Annotated in this window: 20 protein-coding genes; 3 read left to right on the forward strand and 17 right to left on the reverse strand. The window is 49.5% G+C overall.

Features of this window, described 5'->3' with window-relative positions; translation table 11 throughout:
* Positions 1–31: 31 nt before the first annotated feature.
* From HUG20_RS12085 to HUG20_RS12095, 3 genes are read right to left on the reverse strand one after another with little or no spacing between them, the layout of a single operon-like run.
* Positions 32–886 (reverse strand): DegV family protein, encoded by an 855-nt coding sequence (locus HUG20_RS12085; protein WP_200084937.1) that lies wholly within the window; start codon positions 884–886, stop codon positions 32–34.
* Positions 887–933: 47 nt separating this feature from the next.
* Positions 934–2577, reverse strand: a complete 1644-nt coding sequence (locus HUG20_RS12090) for a DAK2 domain-containing protein (protein WP_200090488.1) — start codon at positions 2575–2577, stop codon at positions 934–936.
* Between the two features lie 55 nt (positions 2578–2632).
* Entirely contained in the window at positions 2633–2995 is a 363-nt protein-coding gene (locus tag HUG20_RS12095; RefSeq protein ID WP_200084938.1) for an Asp23/Gls24 family envelope stress response protein, read from the reverse strand.
* A 155-nt stretch (positions 2996–3150) separates the two neighbouring features.
* Between HUG20_RS12095 and rpmB the strand changes: the two genes are divergently transcribed.
* Both rpmB and HUG20_RS19560 read left to right on the forward strand, forming a co-directional pair.
* Positions 3151–3339 (forward strand): 50S ribosomal protein L28, encoded by a 189-nt coding sequence (gene rpmB, locus HUG20_RS12100; protein WP_142087770.1) that lies wholly within the window; start codon positions 3151–3153, stop codon positions 3337–3339.
* 421 nt (positions 3340–3760) lie between these two features.
* The gene (locus HUG20_RS19560) at positions 3761–3892 is read left to right on the forward strand and encodes a hypothetical protein (RefSeq protein ID WP_281392409.1); all 132 of its coding nucleotides are present in this window, start codon (positions 3761–3763) and stop codon (positions 3890–3892) included.
* Between the two features lie 97 nt (positions 3893–3989).
* Here the strand turns inward: HUG20_RS19560 and spoVM are convergent, their stop codons facing one another.
* From spoVM to HUG20_RS12165, 13 genes are all read right to left on the reverse strand, one after another.
* Positions 3990–4070, reverse strand: coding sequence for a stage V sporulation protein SpoVM (gene spoVM / locus HUG20_RS12105; RefSeq protein ID WP_200090489.1), 81 nt, complete (start codon positions 4068–4070; stop codon positions 3990–3992).
* Between the two features lie 149 nt (positions 4071–4219).
* Complete coding sequence (gene rpe / locus HUG20_RS12110; protein ID WP_200084939.1) at positions 4220–4867, reverse strand: ribulose-phosphate 3-epimerase; 648 nt, start codon at positions 4865–4867, stop codon at positions 4220–4222.
* A 3-nt stretch (positions 4868–4870) separates the two neighbouring features.
* Positions 4871–5734, reverse strand: a complete 864-nt coding sequence (gene rsgA / locus HUG20_RS12115; protein ID WP_200084940.1) for a ribosome small subunit-dependent GTPase A — start codon at positions 5732–5734, stop codon at positions 4871–4873.
* A gap of 88 nt (positions 5735–5822) precedes the next feature.
* Positions 5823–7760 (reverse strand): Stk1 family PASTA domain-containing Ser/Thr kinase, encoded by a 1938-nt coding sequence (gene pknB / locus HUG20_RS12120; RefSeq protein ID WP_200084941.1) that lies wholly within the window; start codon positions 7758–7760, stop codon positions 5823–5825.
* Positions 7757–8557, reverse strand: coding sequence for a Stp1/IreP family PP2C-type Ser/Thr phosphatase (locus tag HUG20_RS12125; protein WP_246476396.1), 801 nt, complete (start codon positions 8555–8557; stop codon positions 7757–7759). The genes pknB and HUG20_RS12125 overlap by 4 nt, the downstream gene beginning before the upstream one ends.
* Positions 8508–9542, reverse strand: coding sequence for a dual-specificity RNA methyltransferase RlmN (gene rlmN / locus HUG20_RS12130; protein ID WP_425504120.1), 1035 nt, complete (start codon positions 9540–9542; stop codon positions 8508–8510). Before rlmN ends, HUG20_RS12125 begins: the two co-directional genes overlap by 50 nt.
* Positions 9543–9571: 29 nt before the next feature.
* A complete protein-coding gene (gene rsmB, locus HUG20_RS12135) occupies positions 9572–10924 on the reverse strand; it encodes a 16S rRNA (cytosine(967)-C(5))-methyltransferase RsmB (protein ID WP_246476397.1) in 1353 nt (450 codons plus the stop codon).
* The gene (gene fmt / locus HUG20_RS12140) at positions 10905–11846 is read right to left on the reverse strand and encodes a methionyl-tRNA formyltransferase (protein WP_200090492.1); all 942 of its coding nucleotides are present in this window, start codon (positions 11844–11846) and stop codon (positions 10905–10907) included. The genes rsmB and fmt overlap by 20 nt, the downstream gene beginning before the upstream one ends.
* 37 nt (positions 11847–11883) lie before the next feature.
* Positions 11884–14280, reverse strand: coding sequence for a primosomal protein N' (priA, locus tag HUG20_RS12145; RefSeq protein WP_200084943.1), 2397 nt, complete (start codon positions 14278–14280; stop codon positions 11884–11886).
* Positions 14258–15484: a bifunctional phosphopantothenoylcysteine decarboxylase/phosphopantothenate--cysteine ligase CoaBC gene (gene coaBC / locus HUG20_RS12150; protein WP_200084944.1), complete on the reverse strand. Its 1227-nt coding sequence runs from the start codon at positions 15482–15484 to the stop codon at positions 14258–14260. Before coaBC ends, priA begins: the two co-directional genes overlap by 23 nt.
* Before the next feature lie 570 nt (positions 15485–16054).
* Entirely contained in the window at positions 16055–16609 is a 555-nt protein-coding gene (locus HUG20_RS12155; protein WP_200084945.1) for a nuclease-related domain-containing protein, read from the reverse strand.
* Between the two features lie 131 nt (positions 16610–16740).
* On the reverse strand, positions 16741–19125 hold the full coding sequence (locus HUG20_RS12160; RefSeq protein ID WP_200084946.1) for a heavy metal translocating P-type ATPase: 2385 nt from the start codon (positions 19123–19125) through the stop codon (positions 16741–16743).
* A gap of 16 nt (positions 19126–19141) precedes the next feature.
* A complete protein-coding gene (locus tag HUG20_RS12165) occupies positions 19142–19444 on the reverse strand; it encodes a metal-sensing transcriptional repressor (protein WP_281392410.1) in 303 nt (100 codons plus the stop codon).
* A gap of 279 nt (positions 19445–19723) precedes the next feature.
* Between HUG20_RS12165 and HUG20_RS19565 the strand changes: the two genes are divergently transcribed.
* Positions 19724–19855 (forward strand): hypothetical protein, encoded by a 132-nt coding sequence (locus tag HUG20_RS19565; protein ID WP_281392411.1) that lies wholly within the window; start codon positions 19724–19726, stop codon positions 19853–19855.
* Positions 19856–19888: 33 nt separating this feature from the next.
* On the opposite strand, the gene HUG20_RS12170 is transcribed toward HUG20_RS19565, so the two are convergent.
* Positions 19889–21343, reverse strand: coding sequence for a DASS family sodium-coupled anion symporter (locus tag HUG20_RS12170; protein WP_200084947.1), 1455 nt, complete (start codon positions 21341–21343; stop codon positions 19889–19891).
* Positions 21344–21361 lie beyond the last annotated feature (18 nt).

A 21361-nucleotide genomic window follows, 5' to 3' on the forward strand; every position in this document is an offset into this window, starting at 1 on the left:
GTTTTTCACTCTCCGGGTGCTGAGCCCTCCCCTAGCTTTCTTGCGCGGGAGCGGCCGTTACCGCGATCGTTCCCGGTCCTACGTGCGCTCCGATGACGGCGCCGATTTCCGTGGTAACGTCAGACACAACATTTAATTTTTCCTTAACATCTGCAGCCATCGTTTCCGCCGTATCAGCGGCAATCGCATGAAACATCCCTAACTGGATCGGTTGATCGCCAAAGGTGTTTTCAAGTTCGGTGACGATCCTCGCCATCGCCTTTTTGCGACCCCGGACTTTTTCGTATGGATAGACTTCTCCTTTTTCCGTCAATGATAGAATCGGTTTCATTTTTAATAACGAACCGAGTAACGCCGAAGCTTTCCCTATCCGACCGTTTTTTTCCAAATATTCAAGGGTGTCCACCATGAAAAAAACCGTCGTATGTTGCAACAAGTGTTCCAGCCGTTTTCGGCATTCATCCCTGTCGGCACCGTTTTTGGCGAGTCGGGCCACATCGGCAACGATAATGCCGAACGCATAGCTTGCCCTTTTGGAATCAATGACTTCGACATTTGCCTTCGTTTCTTCCGCCCCGAGCGTTGCCGCTTGATACGTCCCGCTTAATTGAGAAGATAAATGAATGGAAAAAATAACCGTATCTTCCTCCGAAAGCCGATTGTAAAGCGTCTCAAAATCATACGGGGATGGCTGAGAAGTTGTCGGCATAACATCGCTTTTTTGCAATTTTTCATAAAAACCTGACGGGCTTAACGTTTCTCCGTCCGTGTACGTTTCATTTTCCCCAAAATTAACCTTCAACGGAACGACCGTGATATCCAATTCTTCAAGCATTTTCTTTGGTATGTCCGCGGTACTGTCTGTCACCACTTTCACTCGTGCCATGCGCATCCCCCTTTAATAGGGAGGTGAACACCTCCCCCGATTCTCCTCTACTCGGCTGACAGAATATAATGATAGAGCGGTTGCTTCCCATCATGAATTTCCGTTTCCACGTCTTCGTACTGTTCTTCAACGTAGGCGGCAAGCACTTCCGTGCAGTCCTCATCCGCATCTTCGCCGGCAATGACCGTAAGCATTTCAATCTCATGATCGATCATGGCTTCGGCGGTCTTTTTCAGCGTTTCTTCCAATGTCGCTCCGGAACTAACGATTTCACCTTCGACGAGTCCCATGAAATCGTTCTCCTTTATGTCTACACCTCCAATAGTGGTATCGCGAATCGCTTTTGTGACGCTCGCGCTTTTCACCGTTGAAATGCCTTCGTTCATCGCCTCTGCATTGGCCGCAACGTCTTCCTCCTCATTAAACGCAAACATCGCGCCCAATCCTTGCGGAACCGATTTTGTCGGAATTACGCGCACGTCCAAGCTTTCAAACACGTCCGCCGCCTGTTCGGCCGTCATGACGATATTGCCGTTGTTCGGGATGAGAAAAACATGTTCGGCATTTGTTTGCTCAATTGCTTCGATAAATTGCTCTGTACTCGGGTTCATCGTTTGTCCGCCTTCAACGAACGCTTCGACACCGAGGCTTTCAAATAAGGCTTGAACGCCGGAACCCATGGTAACGGCGATAACCGCATACGTTTGTTTCTTTTTCGACGTTGATTCCGTAGCTTCTTGATGCATGTGGGAAGAAAGCTCCGCGTGTTGTTCCCGCATATTGTCGATTTTAACATTGATAAGCTCGCCATATTTTTGTGCTTCATCCATGACGACGCCCGGGTATTCCACGTGAATATGTATCTTGAGCAAATCTTCATCGCTCACGACGAGGAGTGAATCGCCATGTTCGCTTAAGCGTGAGCGGAATGCCTCTTCGTTGAACGGATTTTTCTTCGTTTTTTCGTCATCAAAACGGATCATGATTTCCGTGCAATAGCCGAACTCAATGTCTTCGGGGGCTATATCTCCCTGGACATGATGATGCTCGGCTTCCACGAGGGTGTCCATGGAAGGCTGCTCTGCGACTTCTGTTGCGTGATCGGCGGTTGATTCTCCTCGCAAACCTGCCTGCATGCCTTCATAAATATGCAAAAGGCCTTGTCCGCCTGAATCTACAACCCCGACCTCTTTTAAGACCGGCAATAAATCGGGGGTTCGTTCCAATGAACGTCTCGCCTCGGAAAGTGCCTCTTCGAGCACGGCGTCGACATCGTTATGCTTGCGTGCTTCTTTACGCGCTGCTTTTGCGGCGTCTTTGGCCACCGAAAGAATGGTTCCCTCCACCGGTTTCATAACGGCACGATACGCTGTGTCCACGCCATTCTCGAAAGCGGCGGCCAAGGCTTGCCCGTCGAATTCATCTTTTTTTTCAATCCCTTTTGCAAATCCGCGGAACAATTGGGAAAGGATGACCCCTGAGTTTCCCCGCGCGCCCATCAGCAAGCCTTTGGAGAAATGCTTCGCCACCGCTGATGCGCGCACATCCTCCCCTTGCTTCATTTCTTTTACGCCGGAATTGATTGTTAAACTCATATTTGTTCCCGTATCCCCATCGGGCACCGGAAAAACGTTTAAAGCATCGACACGTTCCGAGTGTTGATCGAGGACATGCGCCCCTTCCGCGAACATGTCGATAAGGGTTTTTCCGTCAATTTTCGTTGTCACTGTTCATCCACCTCCACCACTACGGGTTGCTTACACGCACACCTTGCACAAAAATGTTTACCGATTCGACCGTTAATCCCAGCATTTGTTCCAGCTGATACTTCACTTTCGTTTGCACATTGTAAGCGACTTCCGATATTTTTGTCCCGTAGCTGACGATAATGTACATATCGATGTGAAGATCGTCGTCGAATTCGCGGATGACGACGCCCCGTGAAAAATTATCCCTTTTTAACAACTCGGATATTCCGTCCTTGATTTGTTTCTGGGAAGCCATTCCTACAATTCCGTAAACGTCTGTCGCGGCCCCACCGGCGACTGTCGCCACCACTTCTTTTGATATATCGATGGATCCCAATTGAGAGTTCATTTCAAGGGCCATAACCATCCTCCTTATATAGGGTTTTTCCTGAACGATCAACTATGATCATCTTACTATAATTATGCACTTTTAAACAAGAGACGTTGCGATTAACGGGCAGGTTATGCTAAGATGTTGGGGTGTAATCATGCAAGTTGGGTAAAGGAGGTCATCGAATGTCCAGAAAATGCGTCGTTACCGGCCGAGGTCCATCATCCGGAAACAAGCGATCACACGCGAATAACTCAACGAAACGCCGTTGGGGCGCGAACGTACAAAAAGTACGGATTTTGGTAAACGGAAAGCCAAAAAAAGCGTACGTATCAACCAAAGCTTTGAAAGCCGGCAAAGTCACGCGCGTTTAGTGCGCCGACGCCGGCTTTTTCTTTTGTAAAAGTTTATCGGGAAGGCGCCACGCGTAGATGTTTCATACGGACTTTTTGTGATGCACAGGCGTCATACGTTCTCTTTTTGATGGTCGCCCTGATTTCCCATCGTTTGAAGCCGCCTATCGTTCTCTTTTTGGCAATCGCCGAGATTATAGATCGTGTAAGTCCTTCTTTGATCGGATATACGAGCGTTTACCTTTTTAAAAGTTGTATGAATGCTGCTTGCGATATAATCTCACGAATCGATCCTAATATATTGTATCGTAAGATAGGAACTGCTGAATAATGGAAAAAGACTGGCACATAAGCATTTTCCGTTGGCGTTGCCAAAACTGGATGCAAGGAAATCCATCCTATAAAAAAAACCCTTGCACTTTTGGCAACGTACGGAGGGACGGTGCTGCAATGGCGAGACTCCAGCGGAAAAACGGACGCGTCAAGCACCCGCAGCGCCGGTTTTGCGCGAGGAGGCTTGACCGTTCGTCCGCGGAAAGCGAAGCCATGGAAGCGCCATCACGGCTTCAGCTGATAGCTGCAAGTTGTTTAGCAATCCCTACATAAAGCACCAATCACCCGCTCCAACCGGCAAAGGCACCGGTGCAATCCCCCGGTGCCTTTGCCTTCCTCTATTCTTTTTTAAACGAACCTAGAACAGCGCGGACGAACCCTCCCAGAAATTTCGGCAACTTAATGGTATAAAATTTCATTACTATTCCTCCTTGAAGGCCAGCTTTATGCACGGACAGCCATGAAGACACATACGGATTCTTCTATATGTATATTCGCCATTCCCGAAATAGTACATTAAAATTTTTATTTTTTTGCTTCAAGATACCGAAGGGCGGCACAAACGCTACTATTCTCCCCGTAATTTCCGGAGCGCGTCGGCCCGGTCGTCTTTTTTAAAAACATAGGACCCGGCAACGAGAAGATTTGCGCCCGCTCGAGTGCACAACGGGGCCGTTTCGTCGTCAATCCCGCCATCGACCTCAATCCAAACATCTCGATTCAGATCTCCAGCCAACGTTTTAACCGTACTTATTTTTTCCACTGCACTCCGGATAAACGATTGGCCGCCAAAACCGGGATTTACGGTCATTAACAATACGAGATCTATGTCTTCCAGGACATGCCTGAGAACATCAACAGGCGTATGAGGGTTAATGGCCACACCCGCTTGCGCTCCCTGCTCCTTGATCAAATGGACCGTTCGATGCAAATGGGGGCAGGCTTCCGCGTGGACGGTAACGATATCTGCCCCGGCCTGCACAAACGCAGGAATAAAATTATCCGGCTGTTCAATCATCAAATGGACATCCAACGGTAACGCAGTTGATCGTCTTGATGCTTCGGCGATCATTGGACCGATCGTAATGTTTGGCACAAAATGGCCATCCATTACATCGATGTGAATCATGTCCGCACCCGCTTCTTCCACGGATACGATTTCTTCTTTTAATGATGCAAAATCAACTGCCAATATGGACGGGGCGATTTTCACCATCGCTCAATACCTCCTGCTTTCTTCAACTTCATTAAAAAAATGCCGGTAATGTGCATATCGACTGCCGGCAATACCCTCTCGTTCAACAGCCGCTTTCACGGCGCACCCATCCTCTTTTCGATGGGTACAGCCCCGATATTTACAGTCCATTCTCGCGGCGCTAATTTCCGGGAAACAGTCTTGCACCAATTCCATCTCAATCCCTGTAAAATCCAAGGAACTGAAACCGGGAGTATCGGCAACACTCCCGCCGCCAACGTTTAAAAGTTCCACATGGCGGGTTGTATGCTTCCCCCGTTCCAAGTGATCCGAGATGTCGCCCGTTTCCAATGCCAGGTCGGGCGAAAGGCGATTGAGAAGCGTGGATTTTCCTACACCGGAAGGGCCGGCCAAAACACTCACACGATCTTGAAAATAAGGCAGCAACCGCTGCCGGAGGAGCTCATCGTTATCGATTGGGACGATCACCGGATAACCGACGTCTTCGTATACCCTCTGATATTCGTAAAACACCTTGTATTCCTCTCCCGAGGCAATATCGTTTTTCGTAACGACGAGGACCGCGTCGACGTTCATTGCCTCGACATGGACGAGGATACGGTCGAGCAAATACCCGGAAAACGCAGGTTTCGTGATGGAAAAGACGAGTATCACCTGATCGATATTGGCCATCGGCGGCCGGTGCAACATATTCGTGCGCGGATGAACAGCCGTGATATAATCATCCGCAAACGTAACATAGTCGCCAACCAACGGTTTTATTTTTTGTTTTCGAAACAAGCCACGCGCACGACATCGAAAAACGGATGTCTCGCTTTTCACATCATAGAAACCACCGACGGATTTTACAATTTGCCCTTCATACACATAGGGTCCTCCTTTTGAGATCGGCCATTTATTCGCAGATAAGGCTATCGCCATAAAAGCTTGGCGATAAGCCGAGGTTTCTAACGACTCAATCTTCATATGAAAATGAATTGGATTGTGCTTCCTCTCCGTCCAAATACAACGTATACGAACCATCGGTATCCGGCGTCACTTCAAGGCTAACTTCGTATTCCGTGTCTTCGGTGATCTCCTCTTCCGTATCAACCGTTGGTCCGTCTGTGGTCGCATCTTCATACTCGATTTCAATCTCATATTCGTTGTCGTCGGATACCTCAACCGGGATGGATGCTACCACCGTTTGGGCAAGCTCGTCTTCTTCTTCCTCTTCGTCTTCATCCGGCGGGGGCCCATCGGAGATAACAAAATTTATTTCCGTTCCTTGCGATACGGTATCATACGGTCCCGGATCATGGGAAATTACTTCCCCTTCCGGTTGGTCCGAGTCCGTTCTTTGAAAAGAGCCGGTTAAATTATTCGCCTCCAAATAATTGTTGACCCCATCTTGAGATGTCCCGGTAAGGTCCTCAAGAGTGACATCCGGTGCTTCACTGTAAGTGATCTGAACGGTTGTTTCACCTGGAACAACTTCTTCATCGGGAGCCGGAGTTTGTTCAATGACTAAGTCTTCGGCAACCTCTTCCGTTTCCTCGGCTGTGAGATCGACGTCTTCAAAGTCTTGTAATTCCTCGAGGGCTTGTTCATATTGCAAGCCGACAACATCCGGCATTTCCACGGTCTCCTGGCCTTCGCTTACGGAAATCGTCACCGTCTGCCCTTCACGTACGGTTCTTCCCGCGCTCGGGTCTTGATGAAAGATCGCCCCTTCCTCTGCTTCCTCGTGGAATTCATATTCCGTTTCCGGCTGCAGATTCAGTGCCTCCAGCTCTTCGATCGCTTCATCTTCTTCGGACCCAACCACATCCGGAATGTCAACTTCATCCGGGCCCAATAATGCGGGTACCACTGTAAAAGCTGCGATGATGGCGATGAGAACCAAAAGTGCGATTCCCGCTATTTTCCATAACTTTCGCTTCTTTTTATTCCCGCTCAGTTCCGGAGGCGTTTCTTCGTCTCCTTCGCCGCTTGCAACTTTTGTGTCTTCCGCATTGTGACCGGGACCAACGGCAGGAATCGGCCGTGTGCTTTCGTCGTCAGGATCTGCAATGTGAACGGGCGCTTCATTAATACGTTCCGGTGACAAGGCTGTTTCCCCGTCCAAATGCATTTTTTCCACGTTTTCATATCGCTGCAACGGATCCTTGGCTGTGGCTTTCCGAATGATATTATTCACGCTTTCGGGCAGATCATCCCGCAAGTTTTTTGCATTTGGAAACGGATCCTGCAAATGCTTGAGCGCGATGGAAACGGCCGAATCGGCGTTGAAAGGCAAGAGGCCGGTGACCATTTCAAAAAGGGTGACCCCGATGGCATAGATATCCGTTTTCGTCGTGAGCGTGCCTGCGCGCGCCTGCTCCGGGGACATGTAATGGACGGATCCGAGCACGGAATTCGTCTGGGTAATCGTCGCAGCAGAGGATGCGCGGGCGATGCCAAAATCCGTCACCTTTACGCTTCCTTCTTCATCGAGCAATATGTTTTGCGGCTTGATATCGCGATGGATAATGCCTTGCTCATGGGCATAGGCAATCGCGCTTGTCAATTCCGAGAAGACCCGCATCGCCTCGTCAAAAGACAATGCTCCCTCGTTTACGATCTTATCCTTGAGGGTATTGTTGCGCATATACTCCATGACAATATAAAAAATTCCATCATTTTCGCCTAAATCATAAATATCGACGATATTGGGATGCACAAGGTTCGTAGACGCCTCCGCCTCCCGTCGAAATCGCCGCACAAACGCTTCATCATCGACGTGTTGGGGCTGAAGAACTTTGACAGCAACGTCCCGCTCAAGAATGATATCACGAGCTCGATAGACGTGGGCCATCCCGCCGCCAATGTAAGCTTTCACCTCATAACGTCCGTCGATACGCTCTCCAATCATGACTCGGCTCCCTCCTCATCATGATGAACGAGAATGATACTGACGTTATCCTCGCCTCCACGCTCGAGTGCCTCTTGGATGAGGGCATCGGCAGCTTCAGCCATCGAATTTTCACCGCTCAACGTCGCGCCCACATCCATTTCCCCCAATTTATCCGAGAGACCGTCGGAACAGAGCAATAAGACGGCCCGCCCCGGAAAATCAAAGGTACCGACCTCGACCTCGATCTCTTCTTCGGTACCGATCGCGCGGGTGAGCACGTTCTTGCGCGGATGGTTTTCGGCTTCATCTGATGACAGCTGACCATTTCTGACAAGTTCATTCACGAGGGAATGATCACTCGTGATTTGTTCAAGCGTTTGCGATTGAAACCGATACGCGCGGCTGTCGCCGACATGAGCAATAATTATCGTGTCATTGTACAGTACAGACGCAACAACCGTCGTTCCCATACCCTTAAAAGCGGCTTCGTCGATGGATTTGTTAAAAACGGCCCGATTCGCCCGTTTAATTTCCGCTTGCAGCCAATCCTTAATTTCACTGATTTCGTTTTGGGGCGGATGATCTTGCCAGGAATCCCGCAACGCTTCGACGACCATTTTGCTCGCCACGTCTCCGGCACGATGCCCGCCCATGCCGTCGGCAACGACGGCGAGCATCATGCCCTCGCCATAAAAAAGGCCTCCGGCGTCTTCATTATGGCGTCTAACGTTTCCTACGTCTGTCCTGAACACTGTTTCCATCTGCTCACCCCGTTTCTTTCGCCCGCAATTGGCCGCAGGCAGCATCAATATCATGGCCTTGCTCCCGGCGGATCGTAACATTGATTCCGCGGGCTTTGAGTGTACGTTCAAAAGCAAAAATATCGGCACGCGTCGAGCGCACATAGTCTTTTTCGGGCACATCATTAACGGGAATCAAATTTACATGCCCTTTCGTATGGCCGATTAAATCCGCGAGCTCCTCGGCGTGCTCCACTTGATCGTTCACGCCCCCGAAAAGTCCGTATTCATACGTGATGCGCCGATTCGTTTTCTGTTGGTAATAGTCGATCGCATCCATCAATTTATGAACAGGGAAGGCACGGTTGATCGGCATCAAGCGACCTCTGATTTCCGAATTCGGCGCATGCAGGGAGACCGCAAAATTGATTTGCAATCCTTCGTCGGCAAATCGATAGATTTTCGGAACCATTCCGCTCGTGGAAACGGTAATATGGCGAGCGCCGATATTCAACCCTTCGTCGTCGTTCACCGTGCGCAAGAACGCCATCAAGTTATCGTAGTTATCAAACGGTTCACCGATGCCCATCACGACAATCGAATCAATTCGTTCTTCGCTTTGGTCAAGGGCACGCTGGACATCGAGCACTTGGGCGACAATTTCACCGGCTTCCAAATTCCGCTGCAAACCGCCAAGCCCAGACGCGCAAAATGTACATCCCAAACGGCAGCCGACCTGCGTCGTTACGCAAAGACTATTGCCGTAATCGTGGCGCATCAACACCGTCTCGATGGAATAGTTATCCTCAAGCTCAAACAAGAACTTGATGGTACCGTCGGTGGACGTTTGCCGAAGTTTTTCGCGCAAGCGCGTCATTGTAAACGTTTCTTGCAGTTTCGCCCGTAACGCTTTCGGCAAGTTGGTCATTTCTTCCATGCTCTCTACCCGTTTTTGATACAGCCATTCGAAGACCTGTTTCGCGCGAAAGGCAGGTTCCCCGTTCTCTTTCATCCATTCCTTGCATCCCTCATAGGTTAACGACAGCAAGGAAGGCTTCATCGCTTTTGTCGCTTCTTTTTGCAATGCTTTCATGCTTGGCCCCCTCGTTTCTTCATGGCGGCAATAAAAAAACCGTCACTTCCATATTGCTGTGGAAAAATCAGCCTTTGGCCACGTTCCGCCTTCAGGCCGAGACGTGCATCAAGTGTGTCATCCGGTTCAAACGAAGCGTGTGTTTGCAAAAAGGCAGCGATTACGTCTTCGTTTTCCGCCGGCATTATCGTACACGTGCTGTACACAAGGATTCCGCCCGGCTTCAATGCATGGGCGGCCGCCTCCAAAATATTTAATTGCAACGCTGCAAGCGTTTCGATCTCTTTCGGATCGGTTTTCCATTTAATGTCGGGCTTTGCCCTTAAAACGCCGAGACCGCTGCACGGCGCATCCACGAGCACACGATCAAAGCTTTCCGCTTCAACGTTTGCGGAAAATTCGGCGGCGTCACTAGTTTGGATGTGGATGCTTTTTAAACGCAAACGTTCTGCCTGTTCGGCGATGAGCGCGCGTTTATGGGGATGAATGTCATTGGCGAGCACCTCACCATCGTCTTCCATCCGTTCGGCGATATGGGTCGACTTCCCCCCCGGGGCGGCACAAGCATCAAGCACGCGCATCCCCGGCTGCGGATCCAACGCGTAAGTCACGAGCATCGAACTTTCGTCCTGAAAAGAAAAAGCTCCTTTTTTGAACCATTCGCTGTGCAACGCTTGTCCTTTTGTAACGATTAAACTGTCAGGAGCAAGATTCCCCGAAGTTGTTTGCACACCATCTGCTTCCAAACCTGCCTGTAACGTCGAGCGATCCGTTTGCAGGCGATTCACGCGCAACGTCGTATACGCCCGCTCGACATTTGCCTCGCACATGGCGTATGTCTCCGCTTCCCCATAAGCGTGCATCCATTTACGCACGAGCCATTCCGGGTGCGATGTGGAAAGGGCGAGCTGTTTAACGGGATCGGCTAGATCACGATAGTCCGGAAGCCCTTGGCGGGCCACGTTTCGCAACACACCGTTGACGAACCCTTTCAATCCGCCCCTGCCCCATGTTTTTGCCAATTCCACCCCTTCATGGATGGCCGCGCGCTCCGGCACCCGATCCATAAAAAGCAATTGATAGACGCTCATGCGCAAAATGGTTTTCACCCTGCGGTCGGTTTTTTGGAGCGGATTTTTCATGACGCGTCCGAGCACATCATCGATCGTATTCAAGCGTTTGATTGTTCCGTACACGACTTCGGTGACAAAACGCGCGTCCACATCCGCTAACGGATGTTCACGAAATGCTTCATGCAAGGCAAGATGGCTGTACGCCCGTTCAAAAAACACGCGGTCAAGTATTTTTGCCGCCCGCATGCGCGGGGCTTTATCCGTCGTTTTCGCCATTGCCGAATACCTCTCCTGCTGCCAAAGATTGTCCGCGTCCCCGCAGGAAATCGCTGACAGCCATTTTTTTCTTTCCTGCCGGTTGCACTTCCTGTAAAGAGAGCCCGCATTCATCGCCACAAGCGACGATGATGCCTTCATCAGCGGCGACGCGTACGATTTCGCCCGGTTGTTTCTGCGGATAGCGTTCGTTCACACGCGCGGCGCGCCAAATTTTCAAGCGCTCATCGCCCCAATGGGTATAGGCAACGGGCCAAGGGTTCATGCCGCGAATCTGATTATACACAGCTTCGGCAGATTTATGCCAATCAATACGTTCCTGTCCGCGGGAAAGGTTTGGCGCATACGTCACGTGCGCTTCCTTTTGCGGTTCGGGCGTGAGCGTCCCGGCGGCAATCGCTGGCAATGTTTTGTGAAGGAGATCGGCACCGAGGGTGCTTAACTTGTCATGAAGCGTGCCAGCAGTGTCCGTCTCTTCAATGGGAATAGATGCTTGTGCGAGCATATCCCCAGCGTCCAGTTTTTTTACCATATACATAAGGGTCACACCCGTTTCGTTTTCCCCGTCGATCACAGCCTGGTGAATAGGAGCGCCGCCGCGGTATTTCGGCAAAAGGGAGGCGTGGACGTTCACGCAGCCGAAGGCAGGAACGGTTAAAAGCGTTTCCGGCAGCAGTTGGCCGTAAGCGGCGGTGACGACCAGGTCCGGCTGCGGCTCCAAGATGTCCGCTACCGATCCCTTGACCTTTTCCGGCTGCAAAACCTCCAAGCCGAGCCGTTCTGCCTCTCCTTTGACCGGAGGTTCCGCCGGTTTTTGTTTTCGTCCCTTCGGCCGGTCCGGTTGGGTGACGACTTTGAGGACCGTATGCCCTTCCTCCACAAGCATGTTAAGTATCGGAACGGCAAAATCGGGCGTTCCCATAAATACAATTTTCACGCTGTCGCGTCCTCCTTCTTCATTACATGAACATGTTCGGATGCCGATCGATGGTAATGAACCTTTGGTCTCGTTGCAATTCCTTTTGATAATAGCTGAATAATTCATGTAAAACGTCCGTGATTTCCGGCTCATCCCTATATTTTATCATGCATTGGCAGCGATATCTATCTTTAATGCGCGCGATTGGCGAAGGGGTCGGACCGAGGATGACGGCGGTGTCTCCCAGCCGCTCACGCAATAGTTTCGCCGCGTGCGTTCCCGCCTTCATCGCGGTCGCGTACGTGGCATGGGCAAATGTAATCAATGTAAGAAAATAGTACGGAGGGTACCCCGCTTGTTTTCGTTGCCCTAATTCCTTTTTAAAAAAAGACAAATAATCATGTGTTTGCGCATGTTGAATCGCATAGTGCTCCGGCGTGTACGATTGAATGATGACTTCCCCTGCTTTTTCAGCACGGCCGGCACGCCCGCTCACCTGTGTCAACAATTGAAACGTCCGCTCTTGCGCCCGAAAATCAGGGAGATGCAAAAGCGTATCAGCAGCAAGCACCCCTACGAGGGTAATATCCGGAAAATCCAAGCCCTTAGCGATCATTTGCGTCCCGAGCAAAATTTCGGCGTCACCGTTTCCGAATTGTTTTAACAACCGTTCATGGGCGCCTTTTCGTTTCGTCGTGTCATTGTCCATGCGAATGATGCGGGCTTCGGGGAGCAATTGCTGCAATTCTTCCTCTACCCGCTGGGTACCCGTGCCAAAATAACGAATATGCGTGCTTTCGCAACTGGGACAACGTTCATACACGCGTTCTTCGTGGCCGCAGTAGTGGCATTTCAACTGGCTATCGCGGCGATGAAACGTGAGCGAAATTTCGCAATGGGGACACATGCCCACATACCCGCAATTGCGGCACATCACAAACGTTGAAAACCCGCGCCGGTTTAAAAAGAGAACCGCTTGTTCTCCTTTTTCGATGCGGTCACGCAATTTTTCCAATAGGTTTACGGAAAAAACGGAACGGTTGCCTTCCCGCATTTCCTCGCGCATATCGACGGTATCAATGACCGGTAGCGGCTGTTGGTTGATTCGCGCCGGCAATGAAAGCAATTTATATACCCCTTTTGCTGCCCGCGCATAACTTTCCATCGAAGGGGTCGCGCTTCCGAGGAGCACCGGACAACGGTGGCGGCCGCTTCGCCAAATCGCGATTTCGCGGGCGTGATAACGGGGATGTTCTTCTTGCTTGTATGTGCTCTCGTGTTCTTCGTCGATGACGATGAGGCCGAGATTCGTAAACGGTGCGAACACGGCCGAGCGTGCGCCGACGGCGACTTGCACGCGTTGCTCTTGGATTTTTTTCCATTCGTCAAAGCGCTCGCCGACCGAAAGTGCACTGTGAAGAACGGCTACATTCGCCCCGAACCGCCGTTTAAAACGTTCCACCATTTGCGGGGTGAGCGATATTTCCGGCACGAGCACGATCGCTTCTTTTCCTTGTTGAAGCACACGGTCAATGGCTTGTAAGTAGATTTCGGTTTTCCCGCTTCCGGTAACTCCGTGTAAAAGAAGCGGGGATGCTTTGCGTTGATCCATCGTTCCCTCGATTTGCGCAAGTGCACGGGACTGGTCAGCGGTGAGGGTTGCTTTTTCCTCGTCTCCGTCGCCTTCGGCACTTGTGTACGGGTTGCGGTCAATGATAATCTCATTTTCCTGTAAAAAACCGTTTTTGACGAGCGTATTAATTACGGCACGGGAGAGCGACAGCTCTTGCATAAGCGTCCGGATTGCTGCCGCTGTTTCTCCGTAATGATCGGCAATCAACGCGAGCGTCTCTTGCTGTTTTTTCGTTGCGGGCGTTTCTTTGAGGTCGGACGGTATCGTCACCGCTTTTGCTGTTCGGTGTTTGGCCTGGTCTTTGAGCTCGTAGCGTTCGGTTATTTGCCGTTGCTCCACGGCCGAGCGGATGTCACGCAAGAGGCGAGCGTCGCTTCGAAGGTCTGCCCAATTGATTTCGCCCGCTTGTCCGAAGAGCGCTTGCACACTCATGGGCAACTGCGACCGTTCGGCTTCAACGACTGCAATTTTTTTTACCGCCTTCGCGCGCATAGCCGCCGGGATCATGGCTTGATAAGCGGTAATTTGAAAGCAAATCGTTTCTCTCGACATCCACGTGCCTAACGCCAATAACTCTTCATTCAAAACAGGCGTAATGTCGAGCAGTTCAGCGACATTTTTTACTTTCTCCACGTTTGTTTCACGAACAATGTCCACGATAAAACCGGTCAGTTTTCGCTGTCCGAAAGGCACGAGGGCGCGCATTCCTATACTGGCCGTTTGTGCGAGCGCATCAGGCAAATGATAATCGAAAGGATGGTCGGTGCCGCCGCTCGGTACATCAACGATGATTTTCGCGTACACGTTCACCGTCTCCTTCAAAAAGCGGTTGGATCTCTTCCAATAAACGATCCGCCAAGCCTTCTTTGCTTTGTTTGTCGTAATTGATGCTTTCGTGGTCCCGGCGAAAGATCGTGATTTTGTTATCATCGCTGGCAAAGCCGATGCCTTTTTCATTTACATTGTTGGCAACGATCATGTCAAGATTTTTTTCCTGCATCTTCTTTTCGGCATATTGAGCCAAATTTTTGGTCTCGGCAGCGAATCCGACGAGGATTTGTTTGTCTTTGCGGCGCCCGAGTTCACCGAGGATATCGACCGTTCGGACCATATTTATGCTTAAGTCGCCGTCGTTTTTTTTCACTTTGTGCGCAAAGGTCTCATCCGGCGTATAATCGGCCACCGCCGCCGTTTTGATGACGAGGTCGACCTCATCATATAATGGCGCAATCGCATCGAACATGTCTTTGGCGGACGTCACATCAATACGTTCCACGCCCGGCGGCGTCGACAACTCCACCGGTCCGGTGACGAGTGTCACCTCCGCCCCTTGCGCCCGGGCCGCTTGGGCAACGGCAAAGCCTGTTTTTCCGGAAGAGCGATTGGACAAAAACCGAACCGGGTCAATGATTTCACGCGTGGGCCCGGCGGAAACGAGTACTTTTTTTCCTCTTAGATATGGAAGGGGTGGGGTTTGAACGTTTTCTAAAATCGCGAAAATATCTTCCGGTTCCGCCATGCGCCCTTTGCCGATCCAGCCACAGGCCAAATAGCCGGAACCGGGCTCCATGAAACCGACCCCGCGCGCTTCCAACTTACGAATATTTTCAACAACGGCAGGATGTTCGAACATGTTCACGTTCATGGCAGGCGCGATATAGACGGATGCCTGTGTCGCCAGTAACGTCGTCGTGAGCATATCATCGGCAATTCCGTTCGCATATTTTCCGATGAGATCAGCCGTCGCCGGCGCAATCACAACATCATCCGCCCAATCGGCGACATCGATATGGGCGACCTTGTCCACTTCTTCTTCAATAAATGTATCGATATAAACCTGCTCCCGCGTCAAAGCCTGAAACGTCAAAGGGGTAATAAATTCACGTGCACCTTCGGTCATGATCACCTTTACGTTCGCGCCCGCCTGGCTCAACTTTGAAGCAAGCGCGGCCGCTTTAAACGCGGCAATCCCACCGGTAACACCGAGAATGATATTTCTGTCGTTCATCGTACGGTAAACTCCTTCCCCTATCCTTTTACACGCATTATATCATTCCAAGTGTCGAAATACAGCGATTTGGGTTGATTTGTCCTTGCGGGGGGATGGGTGGGGCGGTAGGTCTAACGTTCTATTTTTTGCCTTCATCTTAAAAATAGATCGTGAGCGGCGGGCTATCGATCTTCTTTTCAACTTTACCGCAAAAGTAGATCGTTGGTGGCCTGCTATCGATCATATGGTTTAATCTTTAAACGTAATATGCAAACCTCCGGTTGCCAACCCGTTTATAATGATTCAATAATATTTTTCTGACTTTTTGATTGGCTCCCTTCATCCCACACCATTCAGAAATCGAATTGGTGGTCATCTTTCTATCCGGGAAAAGAAACCGGTACGCTTCAATATTCCGCAACACCGCTGTTTCTGTTTTTTCCACTATGCCACACAAGGGACATAAACATTTTTGACCGCTGTAAACCATAAACGATTGGCAACCTGCACACACCACACCCTTCTCCAGCCCGGCGTAATCATACTCGGGCACACGCATATGCGGATTATCATGCCGATGCAACGCGATCAATCGCTCGGCGAGTGTCTGTTGTTGCAATCCAATGCAGGAGCTAATTTTTTCAAAAACCGAGGCACTTGAGGTCGAAACACGGCAGGTAGGTCCGGGGGAGCATTGTACAGATAAAATTCAGGGTGAGTAAAAACAAGGAAGTATCCAATCGGAAGATTTATTCGAAGCTGTTGCAGCAATTTTCGCAGGAGGGTGATGCTTCGTTTCATTTGGAGCAGAGGATCTTGGATCTCGGTGCCGGAGATGGCCTTCCACTTATCACCATCGATGTAAAAATCTCCAGCACTGTGCTTGGCATCCAACATATAAATCTTTTCTTGAAAAACAAGCAGCGAATCGATTTGAAAAATCCTACGGTTCTGTTCGAGCAAAAGGTCATCGATGAGAAGACAGTCATTAGACAATCCTTCCAACCAGCCATCCATGATTTGTTCTCCGGCATAGCCTTGCTCGAGATTTAAGTAATGCTGGTCGTCCGGAAGCGTCATGCGCGCGCGTAACATGCGCAAAACCTTTAATTCGCCAGGTGTTTCACGCGGTTTCAGATTCATTGCCCACGTCCTTTCCCTATGTTTTTAATTTTCGCTCAATCTCATTATAGCATAAAAGAGCTGGTTTCCTTTCGGAACCAGCTCTTTTATCTTTATATTTAGGGTCAAGGCACTTCTACAAAACCTCCCCTTCAAATTTTCGCTCCTTTCAAACGAAGGGCGTTAGAGACAACACTGACCGAACTTAGTGCCATCGCTGCGCCGGCCACCCATGGGGCAAGTAATCCGACAGCTGCTATCGGGATGCCGGCCGTATTGTAGCCGAAAGCCCAGAAAAGATTTTGACGGATATTTTTAATCGTCGCGTGGCTGATTTTCATGGCTTTCGGTATGAGCAATAGCTCGCCGCCAAGAATCGTAACGTCAGCCGCTTCAATGGCCACTTCCGTGCCGGTTCCAATAGCAATGCCAATATCGGCGACAGCTAACGCAGGCGCATCGTTAACGCCATCCCCAACCATTGCAACCTTTTTGCTTTGCAACTGAATGTCCTTGACTTTATCGGCTTTTTCTTCCGGCAACACTTGCGCAATGACTTGCTCAACGCCAATCTGCTTTGCAATGGCTTGTGCGGTTCGCTCGTTATCCCCTGTTAACATGATGACGTCTAAGCCGTCGTCTTTTAACTCTTTTATGGCTTGTGGGGCTGTTTCTTTAATCGTATCAGCAACGGCAACGATGCCGCGATACGTTCCATCAATCGCGATGACCATCGCTGTTTTTCCATCCACTTCATAATCGACCAATGCTTGTTCTGCTGCGCCAACATCCACTTGGTGATCTTGCAGTAATTTTCGATTGCCGACGAGAATGTGCTGGCCGGAAATCGTCGCTTTGATCCCGTGTCCGGCGATCGCATTGAAATCATCGACGTCAACCAAATCAATATTTTCATCTGTTGCGTAGGCAACAATGGCTTCTGCAAGGGGATGTTCCGAGCCTTTTTCCGCACTCGCGAGTAACTGCAGGGCTTCCTCATCCCCTGTAAAGTTTGTGACTTCAGGCTTTCCTTTTGTGATCGTTCCTGTTTTATCCAGCACAATCGCGTTTAGTTCATGCGTACGCTCGAGATGTTCGCCACCTTTAAAAAGGATCCCGGTTTCGGCAGCTTTGCCCGTCCCGACCATAATAGATGTCGGGGTTGCAAGGCCTAAAGCACAGGGACATGCAATGACAAGGACAGCAATCGAGGCAACTAAAGCAGGTGCCATTTGACCAGGTTGGACGAGTGTGATCCAAACCGTAAATGTCAGAATGGCAATAACGACAACGATGGGGACGAAATAGCCGGAAATGATATCGACTAATCGTTGAATGGGTGCCTTTGATCCTTGCGCATCTTCAACGACTTTCACAATCGAGGCGAGGGCTGTATCTTTTCCTACTTTTGTTGCTTCCATTTCAATCGCGCCGTTTTTGTTGATTGTGGAGCCGATCACGTTTGCGTCCACGTCTTTTTCAATCGGGATGGATTCTCCGGTAATCATCGATTCGTCGATCGATGTTCTTCCTTTTACAACCCTACCGTCTACGGGTATTTTCTCCCCCGGTTTAACGACTAACCGATCCCCAACGACAACGTCCTCCACCGGCATCATACTTTCTTCGCCGTTTCTTATGACGCGGGCTTCTTTTGCCTGTAAATTAAGCAAAGAGGATAATGCATTCGTCGTCCGGTTTTTTGCAGTAGCTTCCAAATACTTTCCGAATAAAATCAACGTGATGATGACAGCACTTGTTTCAAAGTATAAATGTGGCATATAGGCAGGATTGCCAATGGTCCTGAATGCTTCATATAAACTATAGAAATAAGCGGCACTCGTCCCTAACGCAACGAGCACATCCATGTTTGCTCCGCCGCTCTTCAAGCTCTTATAGGCTCCAACATAAAATTGCCGGCCGATGTAAAATTGAACAGGTGTTGCCAACGCAAATTGGAACCACGGATTCATGAAGATATCCGGTATATTCATGCCGAATAAATGCACCAACATGGTGACCAATAGCGGTGCCGTTAACACGGCCGAAATGATTAATTTCGTCTTCATCTTTTTGTTTTCTTTTTCTTTGTGTGTTTGCTTTTCTTCTGCTTCGGCTTTAGGTTTCGCGTCATAACCTAAGTTTTTGATTTTCTCAATGAATGCTTTAGGATCAGCTACTCCGGGGTTATATTCGATGGACGCCGTCTCTGTTGTTAAGTTGACCGTTGCATCTTTGACCCCCTCTTGCTTATTCAATACCTTTTCAATGCGGTTCGAACAAGCGGCACAGGTCATGCCAAAAACATCCAATTCTGTTTGTTCCATTTCAACTCCGTAGCCGACATTTTCAATTTTATCCGTAATGGCATCGATAGACGTTTTTTCCGCTTCATAGTCTACGGTTGCTTTTTCCGTTGTGAAATTGACTTGCGCTTCCACGCCATCCATTTTATTTAAAACTTTTTCGACACGATTGGAACAAGCGGCACAAGTCATGCCTGTCACACCAAGGGTGGCATGATTTTTTTCGCTCATGATACACATCCCTCCTTCACTTCGAAAATTGCTTCAAGACCGTCATTAATTCCTCAATGGTTTCTTTTCCTTCTCCTTGTTTAATCGCGTCACTGACACAATGTTTAATGTGTCGTTCCGTGATAGCGAAACCTACATTATCTAACGCGGATTGAATGGCGCTAATTTGCACTAAAATATCGACACAATAGCGATCATCTTCCACCATTTTTTGTATGCCGCGCACTTGACCTTCGATCCGTTTTAAACGGTTATTGACTTTATCCATTTCATCTTGTGTTCTCGGTTTGCTTGGGTGATCGTGCAACGATTTATCCAATTTAATCACTTCCTTTTTGGTCTATTTATAATATACCCCTATACGGTATTTTTGTCAATCATTTGTTTTATGAGCGCCGGGCCAATGACCATGCGGAAGTATTATTAAACGTCAGAAAAACCCCCGGCGGGTTACCGGGAGTCCATATTTAGAGACTGCTGAATAACGGAAAAAGACTGGCACATAAGCATTTTCCGTTGACGTTGCCAAAACTGGATGCAAGAAAATCTATCCTAAAAGCAGAAAACCCTTGCACGTCTGGCAACACACGGAGGGACGGTGCTGCAATGGCGAGACTCCAGCGAAAAAACGGACGCGTCAAGCCCCCGCAGCGCCGATTTTGCGCGAGGAAGCTTGACCGTTCGTCCGCGGAAAGCGAAGCCATGGAAGCGGCATCCCGGCTTCAGCTGATAGCTGCAAGTTGTTCAGCATTCCCTATTTACCTTATAATAACCCAATCCATTGCCAATAAGTCGCGCTAAAGAGAACGATTAGCAAGTATCCAATCACAGTAATCGGAATGCCAGATTTGATGAATTGCTTAACAGTGAAGGTGTCTGTGCCATATGCCAACATCCCCTGCGGGGAATTGATTGGCAAAATAAATCCGAAACTGATGACAAATTGCATGATTAATACTAGGCCCGGTCCATAAAATGAGGTCGGTTCCATGCCGGCGACTAACGCGATGACAATCGGGATGAAAACAGCCGCAAGGCTTGTTGCACTGGCAAATCCCAAGTGAAGCAAAATATTAAATAAGGCCAGCACAGCGACCATTAAAACCAATGGCATCGCGTCTATCCCCATGAGTTCAAACGAATTTGAAGAAAGCCAAGTCGCGCCTTCCGTTTCCAACAAAACCGTCCCAAGTGAAATCCCTGTGGCAAATACAACCAATGTGCCTAACGGTATTTTCGGCTGAACTTCTTTCCAACTAAAGATGCCGATCCCGGGGATAAGCATGACCGCGACTCCCATAATCATAAGCGTTGTCGAATCCAATGGATGCAAGACGCCCTCTGTCGTCCAGAGAATCAGCAGAGCTGCAGCAATGAAAATCAGGCGCCATTCTTTTCCGCCCATCTTCCCGAGATTCTGCAACTGTTGCTCAATACTGTTTCCTTCAGTGGTCTCGGGTAAATCCGGTTTGATCAGTTTTGTCATGACAAAATATAAAACAACCGACATGATAATAGACCAGGGGGCCGCGTATAAAAACCAGTTGCCCCAGGGAATATCAATGCCAAATTGACTTTCCATAAACCCGAGTGCCACCATATTTTGGGCGGCGGCGGTTTTGATGCCGATATTCCATATGGAAATCGACTGCACAGCGGTGATCATTAACAACGCACCCAGCTTGCTCGTTTTCGCAAGTCCAAAAGCGGCGACAATTCCCAAAAGGATCGGAACGATCGTACCGGCACGAGCTGTGGCGCTCGGCACAAATAAGGCAAGAACAAAACTAACGATAATCGTTCCGATCACAAGGTTCCCCGGTTTGCTCCCTACTTTGGACATAATCAGCAAGGCCACACGCCGGTGCAGCCCGGTGATTTCCATGGCTGCCGCCAAAACGAGCGCACCTGCAACGAGCAAGACAGCCGTTGAACTGAAACCGCTGATCGCCATTTCCAGCGCATCACTGGTTCCGTACATAACGGATGGGTCCTCGACCGTTGGCGAAAAACCGATGAGCACCGCCAGCAGACTGACAATCATAATCGCGCTAACCGGGTACGATACGGCTTCCGTCATCCAAAGAATAACCGCGAATGCCAAGACAGCCAAGGCACGTTGCCCGACAATCGGAAGTGTCTCGGGGTTTGGCAACAACAAAACGATGGCGAGAACAGCAATTGCTGCTAGCAAGCTGATAAAATTCTTTTTTTCCACTAAAAGACCCCCTGTGTT

The organism is Salicibibacter cibi (assembly GCF_016495865.1).
Taxonomy (GTDB): Bacteria; Bacillota; Bacilli; order Bacillales; family Marinococcaceae; genus Salicibibacter; species Salicibibacter cibi.